Genomic DNA, 16020 nt, shown 5'->3' with positions numbered 1-16020 from the left:
AATTCAGTAGCAAAATGTATCCATAACTATAATTTTGTTAATTATTAATGAAAAGTTATGAGTTGATGTGCATCAGTCAAAACGGTAAATATCCATGCCCAGAGAACCCATACTGAAACTGCTATGCACAATACTGAAACGATGCCCAGTCCCCATCGCAAAGAACAGGGGAGCAAAATGTTCTAAGGTCGGATGATTACGCTCTACATAAGGGATACTTTGCCAGTCCAGAACCGCAGCATAATCGCTGTGATTCATTTTGCTGACCACATAATTTCGAAAAGTCGATGCCCACTCGGGTACAGTAGCAGCTTCACCATGCCATGCCAATTCACGCAAGTTATGGGTAATACTTCCCGAACCGATCATTAATATTTGTTTTTCACGTAATGGTGCCAGGGTTTGACCAATTTTATAAATCTCCTCAGCAGACATGTTCATCGGTAAAGAGATTTCTACCACAGGAATATCAGCCTTGGGATACATATGCAACAATGGCATCCACACGCCATGATCACGTGGACGGGTGCTATTGGCATGTGCAGCAAAACCGGCACTGGCTAAAAGATGCAGAATGTCTTCTGCAAGCTCCGGTTGACCTGGTGCCGGATAGCGGATTTCATACAGCTCAGACGGGAAACCGCGGAAGTCATGCCAGGTTTCTGGACGAACGCTACTACTCACTTCAAGCGCATTACTTTCCCAGTGCGCAGACATCACAATAATAGCTTCAGGCTTAGGCAGATTTAAGCTCAATCGCTCCAGAGCAGGACCTACCTGTTCCGGATTTAGCGCCAACATGGGTGAGCCATGTGAAATAAATAAACCGGGTAAAGTTTGTAGATTCATGTTGATGCGCCTAATTTAAATAACATCGATTGAGGCTATGATGCCAAATAAAGAGAAATAGAATAAATACAATTTATATCAACATATTGTTCCTTTTTTAGAACAATAATGCACGGTCTGATCCAGTTGATGACTCAAGCTCAGGAATATGTTCGCTTTACACGATTTTGCCAGGCTCAAATCATCCCGTTCTGAACCTGCTTAACCCGCCCGGTGATAAGGATGATTATTGTTGATACTCATTGCGCGGTAGAGCTGCTCGATCAGCATGACGCGAACCATAGGGTGAGGCAGGGTGAGTTTGGATAAAGACCAGTGCCATGCAGCAGCTTTACGTACCGCTTCGGAGTGACCATCCGGACCGCCAATCGCCAAGACCACATCATTACCTTCCAGCATCCATTGTTTCATGGTCTCAGCCAGTTTTTCAGTACTGAATTCTTTACCGCCAACTTCAAGGGCAATCAGGGTTTCATTATGTTTTAGTGCATTCAGGATGCTTTCGCCTTCAATCTGGCGATATTTCAGGATATCGGCTTCAGAATCGTTTTTTCCGCGTTTTGCCATAGGTAATTCTATAATTTGGGTCTGCACAAAAGGCTGGATACGTTTGAAGTAATCTTCAAAACCGGTGAGCACCCAAGCTGGCATTTTTTGACCGATGGTAATAATACGGATTTTCATAAGATTCGATGATTTAAGACTCATCTTTATTATAAACGCTAAAACTGATTTTACTTGTTTTTGAGCAACAAATTGCAATTGAAAAGGCGTGCCAGATGCTGCTTTAATCTTCAGCAATGGATTGAATATGCATAAGAAGAGAGGACGATAATAAATGAGATTAAAAAGGGATAAAAATTTAGGCTTATGGTTGAGCACCTTCCTTTGCACTCTTTTGTTCAATACTTCAAGTTGGGCATTACCGAGCATATCACCCGCCAGTAGCGATAATTTAAAGGTCTATCTGGAGCAAATTATAGGTCAGCAGGGGCATCGTAATTATAAAAACTCACAAGAGCTACAACGCGTTTCTGCCTGGATTAAAGAACAGATGCGTTTGTTTGGCATACCCTGTCAGTATCAAAATTATTCGGTCAATGGTTTGGGTTATCGCAACGTAGTATGTACCTTAACCGCAGGTCATGCTGACAAAGTGATTGTCGGCGCGCATTATGATGTGTTTGGTGAAACTCAAGGTGCGGATGATAATGCTTCTGGAGTAGCAGGGGTGATTGAAACCGCACGCATACTGTCACAGCAGAAATCGCAACTGCCATATAATGTTGAATTCGTATTTTATACCTTGCAGGAGCCGCCATTTTTCAAGACCGAACATATGGGTAGTTTTGTACATGCAAAATCCATCAAGGCTCAGAAAGATCACATCCGCGGCGTTTATATTTTAGAGATGATCGGGTTTTTTGATGAAAATCTGGTACAGGAGTATCCTGCCGGCCTGAAATGGGTTTATCCGCAACATGGTAACTTTATTGCGGCTGTCAGTAATTTGCAGTCGTATGATTTGGGTACAAAATATTGTGAATCCATGCGAATACTGAAGCGCCTGGAGTGTCAACGACTGGTTGCACCGTCTTTTATCACGGGGATGGAGTTTTCAGATCATCTCAATTACTGGAAGCTGGATATTCCCGCCATGATGATTACAGATACGGGGCATTTTCGTAACAGGGACTATCACAGTGCCAAGGATACCTTGAAAACTTTAAATATTGCCAAAATAGCCAGTGTCATAGATGGTTTGGCTTATAATTTAATAATTCAAGCTGATGAATAAGAACACATAAAAAACGCAGTCCCCTAATGAAATATTGGGACTGCGATCAAAAGGTCATCCACCTGGAGATGTAGATGACCATTCATATAACTTATTAATAACTTTTTAAGTAGAAATAAATCAGAAACCTATAGTGCATCTGTATCTATACCATATTAAATGGGGATGAGCTGCTGATTTTTCAAGCTGATTTGTTATGAATATGGTAAAAATTTTACACAAAAAAGAGAGCCGAAGCTCTCCTCTTTTTGTAGCAAAATGCAATTAATGACGCGCTGCTTTACCTTCTGCAATTGGTTTAACAATCGGTGCTTTCACCAAAGGTTTTGGTGCTTCCACCAAGGCTAATGGCAAAATCTCATCGATGCTTTTCACGGTCTTAATTTCAAGGCCGGCTTTAACATTTTCTGGAATTTCCACCAAGTCACGAGCGTTCTCTTGAGGGATGAATACCAGTTTAATACCACCGCGATGTGCAGCTAAAAGTTTTTCCTTCAAGCCACCAATGCGCATTGCACGACCGCCCAGATTGGTTTCACCGGTCATGGCAATATCAGCACGTACTGGAATGCCTGTGAAAGCTGAAACCAGTGCCGTAGTTAAGGCCAAACCTGCAGATGGACCATCTTTCGGTGTTGCGCCTTCAGGTAAATGCACATGAATATCGGTTTCTTCAAATCTTGAAGCCTCAATACCCAAGGCATCGGCACGGGTGCGGACGACCGTCATTGCAGCGGTAATGGATTCTTTCATCACATCACCGAGTGAACCAGTGGTAATGAATTTACCTTTACCTTTTACCGCAGCAACTTCAATCGAAAGCAATTCACCGCCAACTGAAGTCCAAGCCAAGCCATTGACACGACCGACTTGCGCTTCTTCTTCCGCCATACCGAAGTCGAACTTGTGTACGCCCAAGTAATCAGACAGGTTTTCAGTAGTGACATCGATATGCAAGTTTTTGGCTTTTTTGCTGACCGCTTCTTTCACCACTTTACGGGCAATTTTTGACACTTCACGTTCCAGGCTACGCACACCGGCTTCGCGAGTATAACGACGCACGATGTCACGAATCGCTTCTTCATGAATGGTCAATTCTTTTGCACGTAAACCGTTGTCCTTAATGGCTTTAGGAACCAGATAACGTTCGGCAATATTGACTTTTTCCTCTTCGGTATAACCCGGCAGACGAATCACTTCCATACGGTCTAAAAGAGCCTCAGGAATATTCATGCTGTTTGCAGTACAGATGAACATCACTTCAGACAGGTCAAGATCAAGATCGAGGTAGTGATCGTTGAACTTACTGTTTTGTGATGGATCCAGTACTTCAAGCAAGGCAGAAGCAGGGTCGCCACGGTAATCCTGTGCCATCTTGTCAATTTCGTCGAGCAAGAACAGTGGATTCTTCACGCCAACTTTTGTCAGTGATTGCACGATTTTACCCGGCATCGCACCAATGTAAGTACGGCGGTGACCACGAATTTCCGCTTCGTCACGTACGCCACCTAGGGCCATACGCACAAATTCACGACCTGTAGCTTTGGCAACCGACTCACCAAGTGAAGTTTTACCTACCCCTGGAGGACCAACCAGGCAAAGAATCGGACCTTTGAGCTTTTTCACACGAGATTGTACTGCAAGATATTCCACAATACGGTCTTTGACTTCATCTAAACCGTAGTGATCGGCATCTAAAATCTCTTGTGCTTTCGCCAAATTGATGCTGACTTTGCTGGCTTTATTCCAAGGCGTATCTAAAATCGCCTCGATATAGTTGCGCACCACAGCAGCTTCACTTGAAGCAGGTTGCATGGCTTTGAGCTTACGGAATTCAGATTCGGCTTTTTTACGCACGTGTTCCGGTAAATCGGCTTCTTCCAGACGACGTTCAATTTCTGCGATATCATCTTCAGCACCGCCGTTCATGTCGGAAAGTTCGCGCTGAATCACCTTCATTTTTTCATTCAGGAAATATTCGCGCTGGTTTTTCTCCATCTGGCGTTTTACCGAGTCATGCAAGGTTTGTTCAATCTGCTGTTCTTCAGACTGTTGCAACAAATAAGTCATGAGCTCAGTCAAATGTGCTTCAAAGTCATCCTGTTCCAGGAACTTTTGCTTGATATCGATATTCAAGGGCACACGGGTGGCCACAAAGAACAACAGTTGCAACAAGTCATCGATTTTATTTGCAGCAGTAACCAATTCACGTGCATTACGTAATTTGGCTTCTGCATACTGGGCAAATAAAGTTCGCAGTTCTTGCACACGCGTTGCTTGAGAGTCAGCTGCAACATTGACCGTCATTGGGCTGAGTGCATGTTCGGCTGATAAATATTCATCATGGTCGATGATTTTCACCAGTTTAGAACGGTGTAGACCCTCAATAAGTACTTTTATACAGTTTTCATCATTTTCATGATTCACAACTTGCACAATCTTCGCGACAGTACCGTATTGATATAAGTTGTCGTGATCAATTTCTTCTGTAAGAGAATCTTGTTGTGCAACTACAAATACGAGATTGTCACTGTTACGGGCCACGTCAACTGCTTTGATCGATTTTTCACGACCTACAAATAACGCAATTTGCATGTGTGGATAAACCACCACATCACGTAGCGCTAAAAGTGGTAATACGCTTGGAACCTGTGTATCTAAGGTTTCTTGATTCATAATAATTTCAGACATGGGCACTCCTAATGAGTAACAACAGTGTTGCCATGTTTTTATAGTGATGGGTATTTTAAAAAATACAAGGGCAGGGCAAATGAAAATGTATAAAAAATGAGTAAATGTGTGATTTTAAAATATTTTTGTCAGTCAAAAATACCCATTCAATGCTTAAAGTGTAGATATTTTGCAGGGGTAAGTAAGGCATCGAGAGGTTGATCCCAGACTTCACGATGTAAAGGCTGCTGGATCAGCTGAAAGTCATGTGCAATACCAAGCCGATAGGGTTTATGGGGGGCACTGGCCAGGGTTTTATCATAGAAACCGCCGCCCATTCCAATGCGGGTACCGTGAATATCACAGGCCAGCAAAGGCATGATTAAAAAATCCAGCGTCGAAACATGCAGGCCACGCCCGGCCATAGGCTCTTTCATGCCGAGTGGATGATATGAAAATTGATTGTTTCGGTATTGTTGTTGCGTGATTTTGACCCAGTGCAATTGCTGATTCATGGTGCAAATCATCGGCAGATAAACCTGTTTATGCTGTTTAAAGCAGTATTCAATGATTTTTTGGGTATGGATTTCACCAAAGGCATTCAGATAGATGCCGATTTTTTTGGCATGCTGAAAAGATTTTAGCCGGATCAGTTGCTGAAGTACTTTTTGTTGCGCCTGTTTTTGTTGAAAGCTGGAAACGGCTCTGCGCTGATGTCGAAGTTGCTTGCGTAAAACTTTTAAATCCACTGACATCTGTTATAGATTCCCAAAAAATATATACATTTTCATCATAAAAGCAGTTTAACTGTTTTTCAGCTCTTTCAAAATCGGGCAACAGCTTTCATTTGTCGTTTTACATTCATCTACCCAACTGCTTAAACGGGTTTTGAGTGCCTGTAATTCCTGAATCCTTTGATCAATTTTTTCCAATCGTTGCTCAATGACATGTCGCACCTGTTCACGGTCTTCGAGTTGAAGTTGCAGTAATTCCTGTATTTCACTGAGTTGCAAGCCTGCATCTTTGCCTTTTTGAATAAAGCTTAAGGTTTCAATATCTTTGTCATTGTAATAACGGTAACTCTGCGTGGATTCAGGTACGCGCATTAAACCGATGCGTTGATAATAGCGAATGGTTTCGACGTTGATATGACAGTGTTTGGCCAGTTTTCCGATAGTGAGCATAAAATATCCTCAAATGACTTGACTCTGTACTTAGGTACAGACTTTATGCTAACACAATGCAAGAATAAAATAGGTGAGTCGGATGAATGAGCAACAAAAATCTGCCTGCTGTGCAAAACAGGATTCAGTCCTTGAATTAGTGAAAGTTGATCCAGTCTGTGGGATGAACGTTTCGGAAAGTTCAGCACATTATTTTGAATATCTGGGGAAAAAATATTTATTTTGTTGTGATGGCTGCAAACAAAAGTTTATTAAAAATCCTGAAGCTTACCTTCAAGAAACCACGCCTAAATCAGGCTGTGGCTGTGCAAATAAAGCTAAAGTTGTAGCGGCCTCATCTTCATGTTGTGGTAGTCAAAAAGCTGAGTCACAACAGTATATTGATCCCGTCTGTGGTATGACCGTGACGGATTTATCCAAGCCGCATAACGAATATTTAGGACAAAGTTATTATTTTTGCGGTCAGGGCTGTTTGAATAAATTTCAGGCCAATCCAGAACAGTATTTAGAAAAACATAAATCTAAAACTTCGGGCTGCGGCTGTGCATTTCAATTAAAAACAGATGAAAAAAAATCTTGCTGCGGTTCTCAAAATCAACCACCCGTAGCGCAATCATTAGGCTGTTGTGCGGGAAATAAAGCACAAACCGTAGAGCAGGTGAGTGAAACAATAGTTGATCCGGTTTGTGGCATGCAGGTTAAAACGGATTCTAAATGGCATAGCCAGTTTGAATCAAAAGATTATTATTTCTGTTCAGAACGCTGTCTGAATAAATTTACCCAGCAACCTGAACAATATCTACAAACTCCGCAAACAGCATCCTCCTGCTGTGCTTCAACAGCAAAAGTGGCAGTTGAAGAAAAGAAATCCAGCTGCTGTGGCGGAACTCATCCTGCATCATCACCTCATTCTGAGGTCGATCCTGTCTGTGGCATGTCGGTAGACACTTCAACCGATTTAAAAACTGATTATTCGGGTAAAACTTACTATTTTTGCAATCCGTCTTGCTTGGAAAAGTTTAAAGGAGACCCTGAATTTTATTTGCTTCCAGCAGATCAGCGACCTGTGCCGGAAGGTGCTGCTGACATGGATTATACCTGTCCCATGGACCCTGAAATTGTGCAGAAAGGGCCTGGAACTTGTCCAATCTGCGGTATGGCTTTGGAACCTATGCAACCTAGTTTGAATGATGCACCCAATCCTGAACTGGTCGATTTCAGTCATCGTTTCTGGATGACGTTGCCACTGACTTTAATTGTGTTTGTATTGGCCATGGGGTCGCATATTCATGCCTTTATTCCGCAGCATATTCAGCCGTGGATTGAACTGGTACTGTCTATTCCCGTCATCCTTTGGGCAGGCAAGCCATTTATTGAACGTTGCTGGATTTCCTATAAAACCCGTAACCTGAACATGTGGAGCCTGATTGGTGTCGGGGTGCTGGCGGCATTTATTTACAGTGTTGTGGCAACAGTTTTTCCATCCCTTATCCCGATGCAGGCCAAAACTGGTCATGGGGTTGCAGTGTATTATGAAGCAGCTTGTATGATTGTGTCCTTAAGTTTGCTCGGACAAATCATGGAACTGAAAGCCCGCGCCAAAACTGCAGACGCACTTAAATCCTTGCTGAAACTGCAACCGCATACTGCAAAACTGGTGCAGCATGATCAGGTGGTGGAAGTGGATGTGAGTATGGTGAAACAGGGCGATATCTTGCAGATTTCTTCAGGGGATCAAATTCCGCTCGATGGCATTGTGATGGAAGGCAAAACCTATGTTGATGAAGCGATGATGACGGGTGAACCTGTGCCGGTGAAAAAAGAACTTGATGACCGGGTGATTGGGGGGACGGTGAACCAGCAGGGCAGTATTCGTATTCAAACCACAGCTGTAGGTGCCAATACCACTTTGGCTAAAATGATTCAGACCGTGGCCGAAGCACAGCGCTCCAAAGCGCCGTTACAAAAACTTGCCGATGTATTTGCCAAATATTTTGTGGTGACTGTTTTAGCGATTAGTGTGTTGACCTTTATGGCATGGATGCTCTTTGGCAAGGCGCAATTTGATCTGGCGCTGATGTGTGCAGTGGCTGTACTGATTATCGCCTGTCCATGTGCCTTAGGTCTGGCAACCCCGATGTCGGTGATGGCAACCACAGGTCGTGCAGCGCAAAAAGGCGTGCTGTTTAAAGATGCGGAAGCCATAGAAGCTTTGAGCAAAGTCACCACTTTAATTGTCGATAAAACCGGGACCTTGACCGAAGGTAAACCAAGTCTGAAAGAGATTAAACTGCTTTCAGATACAGTTCAACAAGCGCAAGTGGAACAATGGATTGCCTCGATTGAGCAATATTCAACCCATCCGATTGCCCAGACTTTAACCAAGCTTGTTCCGAATAATCAACTGATTAAAGTCAATGATTTTGAAGATGTCACTGGTTTTGGGGTGAAAGGTCAAATTGATGGTCAAACCCTGTATGTGGGCAGTCAAAAGCTGATTGATCAATTGGGTTTGCAGCTGCCTAAGCATATTCAGACACAGCTGGATGCACAACGCGAGAGCGGTAATGTGATTAGCTTTCTGGCCAATGAGCAGCAAGTTCTGGCTTATATCTCGATTCATGATGCGATCAAACACAATGCCCATCAGGTGATTGATCAACTGATGGCCGATGGTATTGAAGTGGTGATGGCGACTGGTGACCACGAGCAGAATGCCAAACTGGTCGCGGCTGAGCTGGGGATTCAGCAGGTTTATGGCAACTGTACCCCGACTGAAAAATTAGATCTGGTAAAAAAATATCAGGCTCAAGGAAAAGTTGTGGCGATGGCTGGCGATGGTATTAATGATGCACCGGCACTTGCCCAGGCCAATGTGGGGGTGGCAATGGGCAATGGTACCGATATTGCCAAACAGACGGCTCAAGTGACTTTGGTCAAAGGGGATATCCGCGGTGTGGCGGATGCCATTCATATGGCAAAGTTAGGTGTGAAGAATATGAAGCAGAATCTGGCCTTTTCCTTTGTCTATAATGGCTTGGGTGTGCCCGTGGCAGCGGGTATTTTTTATCCCCTCACCGGACTGCTGTTGACCCCGATGCTTGCAGCGGTTGCCATGTCGCTCAGTTCATTGTCAGTAGTCATCAATGCTTTGCGGCTGCAAAAGTCTAAATAACTGAATGTCAGAAATTAAGTGATATACCCAAGATGAAAATCTTGGGTATTTTTTTGCATAAAATATTGATGAATATGGCGGAGAATGAAATGAAATTTAAAAACGAAAATTCTTTAAAATGTAAAATAGATGAATAAGTATTGTAATAAATGACACTTAGAATAATAAGAAAAAACACTCCGAAGATGCCGCTGCATGTCGTTACCCTGAACCCGAAGAAGTTCAAGGTGGACGCGACGCATACTTGCTGGGTTTCCCATTCGAAGATGGGCATACACTCTAAATATGCAGAACACAATCCGTAGATTTAAGTATCGGCAGGGATATAGACGCGCTGGCGAACACCTCAGAGATAGAGTAAGTATAACCAATAATGAGGTGTTGGCAAATCCTCAATGTGCAACAACTGTAAAGTTAAATCACAAATGTTGATAGTTTATTCAATTTAATAGGAAATTAAACCAAATCATTGAGGTCTTCTAAAATAGTCGCCAGCAAGCGATCACAATGTGCATACTCTTGCAAGGATTTGTTCATTGAAAGCACTTCCTGCATCAATTCAAGTGCAACCATAATAATCAGTTTACTCGGCTCAACACGGGGTGCTTTACGGCGAAAATCATCATATTTTTCATTTAACAATTCAGCTGCACGTTCTAAACCAGCTTTTTCCTTTTCTGTGGTTGCTAAACGAAAATTATGACCCAGCACACGCAGTTCAACGGCAATTTGTTCACTCATGATTAAATATCCTCATTTGCATCGGCTGGGTGAGCAAGCTGTTGAATTTCTTGCGCATGCTGATCTTGAGCAGTACCTAAAATTGCAAGACGCTGAATAATGGCTTCAACTTTGGCTTTAGCATGTTCATTTTTTTGTAACAATCTTTCACGTTCCTGTTGCATTCCCTTAATTTCCTGTTGAGCAACACGGTGATCATTTTGCATTTTTTCTTTAATGACACGTAATTCATTACGTTCAGCCAGAATTTCCTGAAAACGGTTTTTAAGATCGGTACAACTTTTTTCCAAACGGCTATAGCGGTCTGCTAAAGCGGCTGCATCACTATTCAGTTGCTTGAATTGCGATTGGGTTTCGCTTAATTGCTCACTCAGATTATCTATTTCTTCTTGTTTTTGAGTGATGATGCCATTTTTTTGCACAATTTGGGCATGATAGTGCTCATTGGAATCTGCTTTTGCAGCATTAAGTGCAGCATTTTCACTTTCATAATGCGCAAGTCGCGTTTTTAAAACGCCAATATGCGCCTGTAGACGCTGTAATTCTTCTAACATATCGTGGTCGCACAGTATCGCAAACAAAGGTAATATATAAGAAGTATAGAGATTGGATAAGCGAATGCAAGACGATATTTCAGGTTGGTCGGAATGGCACCACAATTTTTCAAAAATTGAAGAGATTTCAAGCCCAAGTGAGTTACATGGGTTGCTAACGGGTATTGTTTGTGTAACTCAGGCACCGACCGGTGATGAATGGCAACAAATTTTAGCCACGCTTGAAATTCCTGCGCTAGAGCAGCAGATTTTAGAGATATTAACTGATGAAGCAGAAGATATTGCCCATGCTTTATCTGAAGATGAACTCGACTATTTACCTTTGCTTCCGGATGATGAACACGTTCTTGTGGATCGTGTACAAGCATTGGCGGACTGGTGTGCCGGTGTGGTACTGGGATTTGGTCTGGCATCAGGACATATCCGTCCGGATGAAATGGAGCTGATTGAACATCTGCAAGATGTGGCAGCTGTTGAATTTGATGAGTCGGATGATGACGAAGAAGGCGAAGAAAGCTATCAGGAACTTTACGAATTTGTGCGCTTGATTCCTGTCAGTCTGTCATTGGGTCGTAAAAAAGTGGAAATTGCAGAAACTCCATTGCTGCAAAATATTCAGCCACAGTTGCAAAAAAATAGCGCGACTACAGAAGCCAGCAGTGTTGTTGAAATGTTTACCCCGCATCGTCCGAGCTAATTCGGACGATTGTGTTCAAGAACAGACCCTTTAAAAGTTATCACCTCCTCATAAAAGACAAAAGTACACTTAATGATGAAACTGACTCAAGCAGATTTTCAGGAACGTCGTGACCGCCTGGCAGAAGAAATGGGTCCGCACAGTATTGCAATTATTGCCACCAGTCCGGTTGCCATGCGTAACCGTGATGCGGATTATAAATTCCGTGCAGACAGCAGCTTTTTCTATCTGACCGGCTTTGCAGAGCCTGAAGCAGTGGCGGTGATTGAAACTTTTGAATCGATTGATGAAGGTTATACCTATAGTCTGTTCTGCCGTGAACGTAACCGCGAGATGGAAATCTGGAACGGTTACCGTGCCGGTGTAGACGGTGCAGTGGATGATTACGAGGCAGATGAAGCCTATGCGATTGACCTGCTGGATGAAGAAATTATCGAGAAACTGCACAATAAACAAAAACTGTTTTATCGCATTGGTCATCAGGCCGATTTTGATGCACGTGTAGCGAAATGGATTGCTAAAGCCAATGGTGAATCACGCAAAGGTACTTCTGCACCCGCACATGTGATTCAGCTGGATCGAATTGTCGATGAAATGCGTCTGCATAAATCTGAAAAAGAAATCAAGTTGATGCAACTTGCATCAGATATTTCGGCAGAAGCGCATACCCGTGCCATGCAAACGGTGAAACCGGGCATGATGGAATATGCACTGGAAGCAGAATTGAATTACATTTTTGGTAAAAATGGCTGTGTGCCTTCCTATAATAGTATTGTCGGTGGTGGTGCTAATGCCTGCATTTTGCATTATGTGGAAAATGACAAAGCCCTGAAAGATGGTGATCTGGTGCTGATTGATGCGGCTTGCGAATATCAGCTATATGCCTCAGACATTACCCGTACTTTTCCGGTTAACGGCAAGTTTAGTCCTGAACAGAAGGCCCTATATGAGCTGGTGTTAAAAGCACAAGTGGCTGCGATTGATGCGGTACGTATTGGCAACTCTTATAAGGAACCGCACAATGTGGCGGTACGTATTTTGGTTCAAGGTTTGCTTGAACTTGGCTTGATGCAAGGTGATATTGAGGAAATTATCGAAAAAGAAACTTTCCGTCAGTTTTACATGCATGGTACCGGACACTGGTTGGGTATGGATGTGCACGATGTCGGTTCATATAAACAGGATGGCGAATGGCGTGCCTATGAAGAGGGTATGGTGGTGACGGTTGAACCGGGTTTGTACATTGCACCAGATGATGAAACTGTCGATGCCAAATGGCGTGGTATTGGTATCCGCATTGAAGACGATGTGGTCGCTACCGAAAATGGGCCACTGGTGCTCACCAAAGATGTGGTCAAAACAGTAGAAGATATTGAAGCCCTGATGGCAAAAGCCAAAGTAGCCTAAGCGATTTTTAGGATGAAAAGCCGATCAGATGATCGGCTTTTTTATTAAAGATATGGTCTGATTAGAGCATGATTTTTAGATTTTTCTATAAAAATCAATCTTACAATTGTGGTGTATATAATCGATGTAACTATTGCTCGTTATAACAAATTCCAGATCAATTAGCTTGTTTGACGGTTCTTGATTTTCTTGCGACGAGATTAAAAAATTTCAATATTTGATGTAATTCGGGTGGATATGCATTAAATGCGAAAAATGATTTTATTTACGTTTATCTCGAATAACTTAAATAAAACCAACCCAGTTAAAATTTAAAGTTCGCAGATTCAAATCTCAAGTGCGACACATTTGTAATTAGTTGAAAAAGTTAGGTGTATTCGTAGAATTATTGGACTTTTTCAACTCGCAATTGGAAAGCACACAATGAAGAAATACACCCAACTTTCTCAAGATGAAAGATACGAAATTTATGCTACTTTGAAAAGTAAAAGTTCAATCGCGAGCCTTGCTCGGGAGTTAGGACGTTCACGATCAACCATCTACCGTGAATTAAAAAGAAATACTGAGCAACGTGGATATAGAGCTCAACAGGCAGCGAAATTTGCAAGTCAAAGACGGTACCGCCCTTCATCGCCCATGACAGCATTTGCCTTCGCGTATATTGATTACTTGATTGGCTTGGACTGGTCACCAGAACAAATTTCAGGTGCTTTAACACAACGCGGTTGGTTGGATGTACCTTCACATGAGTGGATTTACCAGTACATTTATCAAGATAAATCAAAAGGCGGTAAACTCCACCTACATTTAAGGCATCAGAAGAAATATCGAAAACGAGGTTACAAAAACACGGATCGTAGGGGGCAAATCATTGATAAAACAAGTATTCATTGCCGAGATCAGGTCATTGATCAACGACAACGTTTAGGAGATTTCGAAGGTGACACTGTAATTGGTAAACATCATAAAGGTGCTTTATTAACTCTCGTTGATCGAAAGAGCCTGTACGTACATATTGTTCATTTAGGGCCAACGAGAGCATCCTCTCAAACGATTACTTGTGCATTAGATCGTTTACGAATGAGCCATGCTTATAGTGTTACTTTTGATAATGGTAAGGAATTTGCCGAACACAAAAGAATCACTGATGCCGGCATAGATACGTATTTTGCTGATCCTTACAAGTCTATTCAACGAGCAAGGAATGAAAATACGAATGGTTTAATCAGACAATATCTGCCAAAATCATCATCGTTTGATGACGTGTCAAACGAACAAATAGAGCAGATAGAATTTGCACTCAACCATCGTCCTAGAAAAACACTATGCTGGTATACGCCAAGTGAAGTTATGGCTGGTTTTTATACTGTTGCACTTGTCGCTTGAATCCGCCGTTTAAAAACTGACACGAATTCAACATATAAAATCGGTTTTTAGCATCAAAGCAACATATTAAATCTGCTTTTCTTCAGATAATTCCTCTGATCCTTAAATAAACTAAAGAACAGTGGGAGAAAAATGATGAGATTAAATACTATCGACTGGATTGCTTACGCTTTGGCGATTATTGGTGGCCTGAACTGGGGCTTAATTGGTGCATTCGATTTCAATTTAGTCGCTGCTATTTTTGGTGAAATGAGCGCTCTATCTAGGATTATTTATATCTTGGTCGGCTTGTCGGCACTATATCTGATTTATACAGGAACGAAATTAGGCAAAACAGTACATCATGAGCCTCAGACAAGAGTGGTACGTTAGCAGACTAAATACAAAACTCAATTAGAAACTTCATGAAGGCGATTTTTCTGTAATTTATCTTCATCGAGCGTAAGACCCCCACCGACAGTCAGGTGGGGGATATAAGCGAGTGGCGATAGCCATAAAAAATCAAATATCGCCTTTATTACAGTGCTTTATTTTGCTATAATTCACCCATATTAATTCTTTTGTAAACAATGATTTAATGAATATTTCACAACACTATAAATTTAGGCTTCTACCTAATAAAGAACAGGAAATATTGCTTAACCAAGCAATAGGTTCTGCTCGTTTTGTGTGGAATCAAATTCTGGCTAAATCGTTTGAAATGTTCGCCAAAGATGAATATATACGTTACGAAACCATTGAAAAGAATTTAGTACCTCTAAAAAAGAAACCTGAATTTTCTTTTCTTGGTCAAACATATTCAGCTTGCTTACAACAAAAAATTCGTGATCTTGCTCAGGCATGGAACAAATACTACAACCCAAAAGAACATGCTCGTCTAAAAGAAAACAAGCGTAAACCACGCAAGCCGAAATTCTTTAAATTGACTGATGGTAGTGAAGTTCAACTTAGACCACTCATGCCACGATTCAAGAAGAAATCAGACGGTGAGCAATCCTTTAGACTACCATTTGCAGATTGTGATGTTGCTGGTGGTCGAGTTTCTTTGCCTAAAGGAACAGGTTGGATAAGATTTAAAAAATCACAAGAAATTATTGGTAAAATCACAAGTGTAACGATTAAGAAAATTTGTGGACTTTGGTATGTTTCATTTTGTACTAATCGTGAAATCAAACAGCCACTTCACCCATCGAAATCAGCTATTGGTGTTGATCTTGGCATCAAAAAATTGGTTACAACATCAGATGGTCAGGTATTCGAGCCGATCAATAGCTTTAAAGCCAATCAACTAAAATTAGCTAGGCTTCAACGAAAGTTGAAGAAGAAAACCAAATTCAGCGAAAATTGGAAAAAACTTAATTTAAAAATTAACAAGCTACATCATCATATTGCCAATATTCGGCATGACTACTTGCACAAAGTCACGACAACGCTCAGCAAAAACCACGCAATGATCGTAGTTGAGGACTTAAAAGTAGCCAATATGTCGAAGTCAGCAAGTAGAACACCTGAAAATCAAGGAAAGAATGTGAAAGCCAAATCAGGCTTAAACAAATCAA

The 16020-nt window shown here is 41.9% G+C and carries 14 protein-coding genes and 1 other RNA gene; 7 read left to right on the top strand and 8 right to left on the bottom strand.

The genetic code is table 11. The features are described 5' to 3' along the window. Nucleotides 1–72: 72 nt before the first annotated feature. Both FTT87_RS12425 and rlmH read right to left on the bottom strand, forming a co-directional pair. A complete protein-coding gene (locus FTT87_RS12425; RefSeq protein WP_086194925.1) occupies nt 73–849 on the bottom strand; it encodes a dioxygenase in 777 nt (258 codons plus the stop codon). A gap of 201 nt (nt 850–1050) precedes the next feature. Further along, entirely contained in the window at nt 1051–1533 is a 483-nt protein-coding gene (gene rlmH / locus FTT87_RS12420) for a 23S rRNA (pseudouridine(1915)-N(3))-methyltransferase RlmH (protein ID WP_086194926.1), read from the bottom strand. A 154-nt stretch (nt 1534–1687) separates the two neighbouring features. On the opposite strand from rlmH, the gene FTT87_RS12415 reads away from it, so the two are divergent. Then, complete coding sequence (locus tag FTT87_RS12415) at nt 1688–2647, top strand: M28 family peptidase (protein ID WP_180043609.1); 960 nt, start codon at nt 1688–1690, stop codon at nt 2645–2647. A 264-nt stretch (nt 2648–2911) separates the two neighbouring features. Here FTT87_RS12415 and lon read toward each other — a convergent pair whose 3' ends face one another. From lon to FTT87_RS12400, 3 genes are all read right to left on the bottom strand, one after another. Then, a complete protein-coding gene (lon, locus tag FTT87_RS12410; protein WP_180043607.1) occupies nt 2912–5338 on the bottom strand; it encodes an endopeptidase La in 2427 nt (808 codons plus the stop codon). Between the two features lie 146 nt (nt 5339–5484). Then, the gene (locus FTT87_RS12405) at nt 5485–6072 is read right to left on the bottom strand and encodes a 5-formyltetrahydrofolate cyclo-ligase (RefSeq protein ID WP_086194929.1); all 588 of its coding nucleotides are present in this window, start codon (nt 6070–6072) and stop codon (nt 5485–5487) included. A gap of 48 nt (nt 6073–6120) precedes the next feature. After that, nucleotides 6121–6501, bottom strand: coding sequence for a MerR family transcriptional regulator (locus tag FTT87_RS12400; RefSeq protein WP_086194930.1), 381 nt, complete (start codon nt 6499–6501; stop codon nt 6121–6123). Between the two features lie 82 nt (nt 6502–6583). Here FTT87_RS12400 and FTT87_RS12395 point away from each other — a divergent pair, with 82 nt between their 5' ends. Continuing rightward, complete coding sequence (locus tag FTT87_RS12395; RefSeq protein WP_171263129.1) at nt 6584–9676, top strand: heavy metal translocating P-type ATPase; 3093 nt, start codon at nt 6584–6586, stop codon at nt 9674–9676. 172 nt (nt 9677–9848) lie between these two features. On the opposite strand, the gene ssrS is transcribed toward FTT87_RS12395, so the two are convergent. The 3 genes from ssrS to FTT87_RS12380 form a co-directional block, all read right to left on the bottom strand. Further along, a non-coding RNA gene (gene ssrS / locus FTT87_RS12390) (6S RNA) lies at nt 9849–10032 on the bottom strand. A 100-nt stretch (nt 10033–10132) separates the two neighbouring features. Then, nucleotides 10133–10417 carry a cell division protein ZapA gene (locus FTT87_RS12385; protein ID WP_086194931.1) on the bottom strand — a complete coding sequence of 95 codons (285 nt, stop codon included), beginning with the start codon at nt 10415–10417 and terminating at the stop codon, nt 10133–10135. Between the two features lie 2 nt (nt 10418–10419). After that, the gene (locus tag FTT87_RS12380; protein ID WP_180043605.1) at nt 10420–10971 is read right to left on the bottom strand and encodes a hypothetical protein; all 552 of its coding nucleotides are present in this window, start codon (nt 10969–10971) and stop codon (nt 10420–10422) included. Nucleotides 10972–11035: 64 nt separating this feature from the next. Between FTT87_RS12380 and FTT87_RS12375 the strand changes: the two genes are divergently transcribed. From FTT87_RS12375 to FTT87_RS12355, 5 genes are all read left to right on the top strand, one after another. After that, nucleotides 11036–11668 carry a UPF0149 family protein gene (locus FTT87_RS12375; protein ID WP_086194933.1) on the top strand — a complete coding sequence of 211 codons (633 nt, stop codon included), beginning with the start codon at nt 11036–11038 and terminating at the stop codon, nt 11666–11668. A 75-nt stretch (nt 11669–11743) separates the two neighbouring features. Then, on the top strand, nt 11744–13075 hold the full coding sequence (gene pepP / locus FTT87_RS12370) for a Xaa-Pro aminopeptidase (protein ID WP_171263136.1): 1332 nt from the start codon (nt 11744–11746) through the stop codon (nt 13073–13075). A gap of 423 nt (nt 13076–13498) precedes the next feature. Continuing rightward, nucleotides 13499–14461 carry an IS30 family transposase gene (locus FTT87_RS12365; RefSeq protein ID WP_180174937.1) on the top strand — a complete coding sequence of 321 codons (963 nt, stop codon included), beginning with the start codon at nt 13499–13501 and terminating at the stop codon, nt 14459–14461. A gap of 135 nt (nt 14462–14596) precedes the next feature. Continuing rightward, complete coding sequence (locus tag FTT87_RS12360; protein WP_086194935.1) at nt 14597–14833, top strand: DUF378 domain-containing protein; 237 nt, start codon at nt 14597–14599, stop codon at nt 14831–14833. Nucleotides 14834–15038: 205 nt separating this feature from the next. Next, on the top strand, nt 15039–16020 hold a 982-nt coding region (locus FTT87_RS12355; protein WP_180174936.1), incomplete at its 3' end, for an RNA-guided endonuclease TnpB family protein.

The sequence above is a fragment of the Acinetobacter sp. YH01022 genome (assembly GCF_013420235.1).
GTDB lineage: Bacteria > Pseudomonadota > Gammaproteobacteria > Pseudomonadales > Moraxellaceae > Acinetobacter.
This window is presented reverse-complemented; position numbering and strand designations above follow the sequence as displayed.

Bases quoted from the DNA above. Each gene is read 5' to 3' on its own strand.
- FTT87_RS12385 (WP_086194931.1), bottom strand. From the start codon at position 10,417: ATGAGTGAACAAATTGCCGTTGAACTGCGTGTGCTGGGTCATAATTTT.
- pepP (WP_171263136.1), top strand. From the start codon at position 11,744: ATGAAACTGACTCAAGCAGATTTTCAGGAACGTCGTGACCGCCTGGCA.
- FTT87_RS12360 (WP_086194935.1), top strand. From the start codon at position 14,597: ATGAGATTAAATACTATCGACTGGATTGCTTACGCTTTGGCGATTATT.
- FTT87_RS12365 (WP_180174937.1), top strand. From the start codon at position 13,499: ATGAAGAAATACACCCAACTTTCTCAAGATGAAAGATACGAAATTTAT.
- FTT87_RS12375 (WP_086194933.1), top strand. From the start codon at position 11,036: ATGCAAGACGATATTTCAGGTTGGTCGGAATGGCACCACAATTTTTCA.
- rlmH (WP_086194926.1), bottom strand. From the start codon at position 1,533: ATGAAAATCCGTATTATTACCATCGGTCAAAAAATGCCAGCTTGGGTG.
- FTT87_RS12400 (WP_086194930.1), bottom strand. From the start codon at position 6,501: ATGCTCACTATCGGAAAACTGGCCAAACACTGTCATATCAACGTCGAA.
- FTT87_RS12405 (WP_086194929.1), bottom strand. From the start codon at position 6,072: ATGTCAGTGGATTTAAAAGTTTTACGCAAGCAACTTCGACATCAGCGC.
- lon (WP_180043607.1), bottom strand. From the start codon at position 5,338: ATGTCTGAAATTATTATGAATCAAGAAACCTTAGATACACAGGTTCCA.
- FTT87_RS12395 (WP_171263129.1), top strand. From the start codon at position 6,584: ATGAATGAGCAACAAAAATCTGCCTGCTGTGCAAAACAGGATTCAGTC.
- FTT87_RS12415 (WP_180043609.1), top strand. From the start codon at position 1,688: ATGAGATTAAAAAGGGATAAAAATTTAGGCTTATGGTTGAGCACCTTC.
- FTT87_RS12380 (WP_180043605.1), bottom strand. From the start codon at position 10,971: ATGTTAGAAGAATTACAGCGTCTACAGGCGCATATTGGCGTTTTAAAA.
- FTT87_RS12425 (WP_086194925.1), bottom strand. From the start codon at position 849: ATGAATCTACAAACTTTACCCGGTTTATTTATTTCACATGGCTCACCC.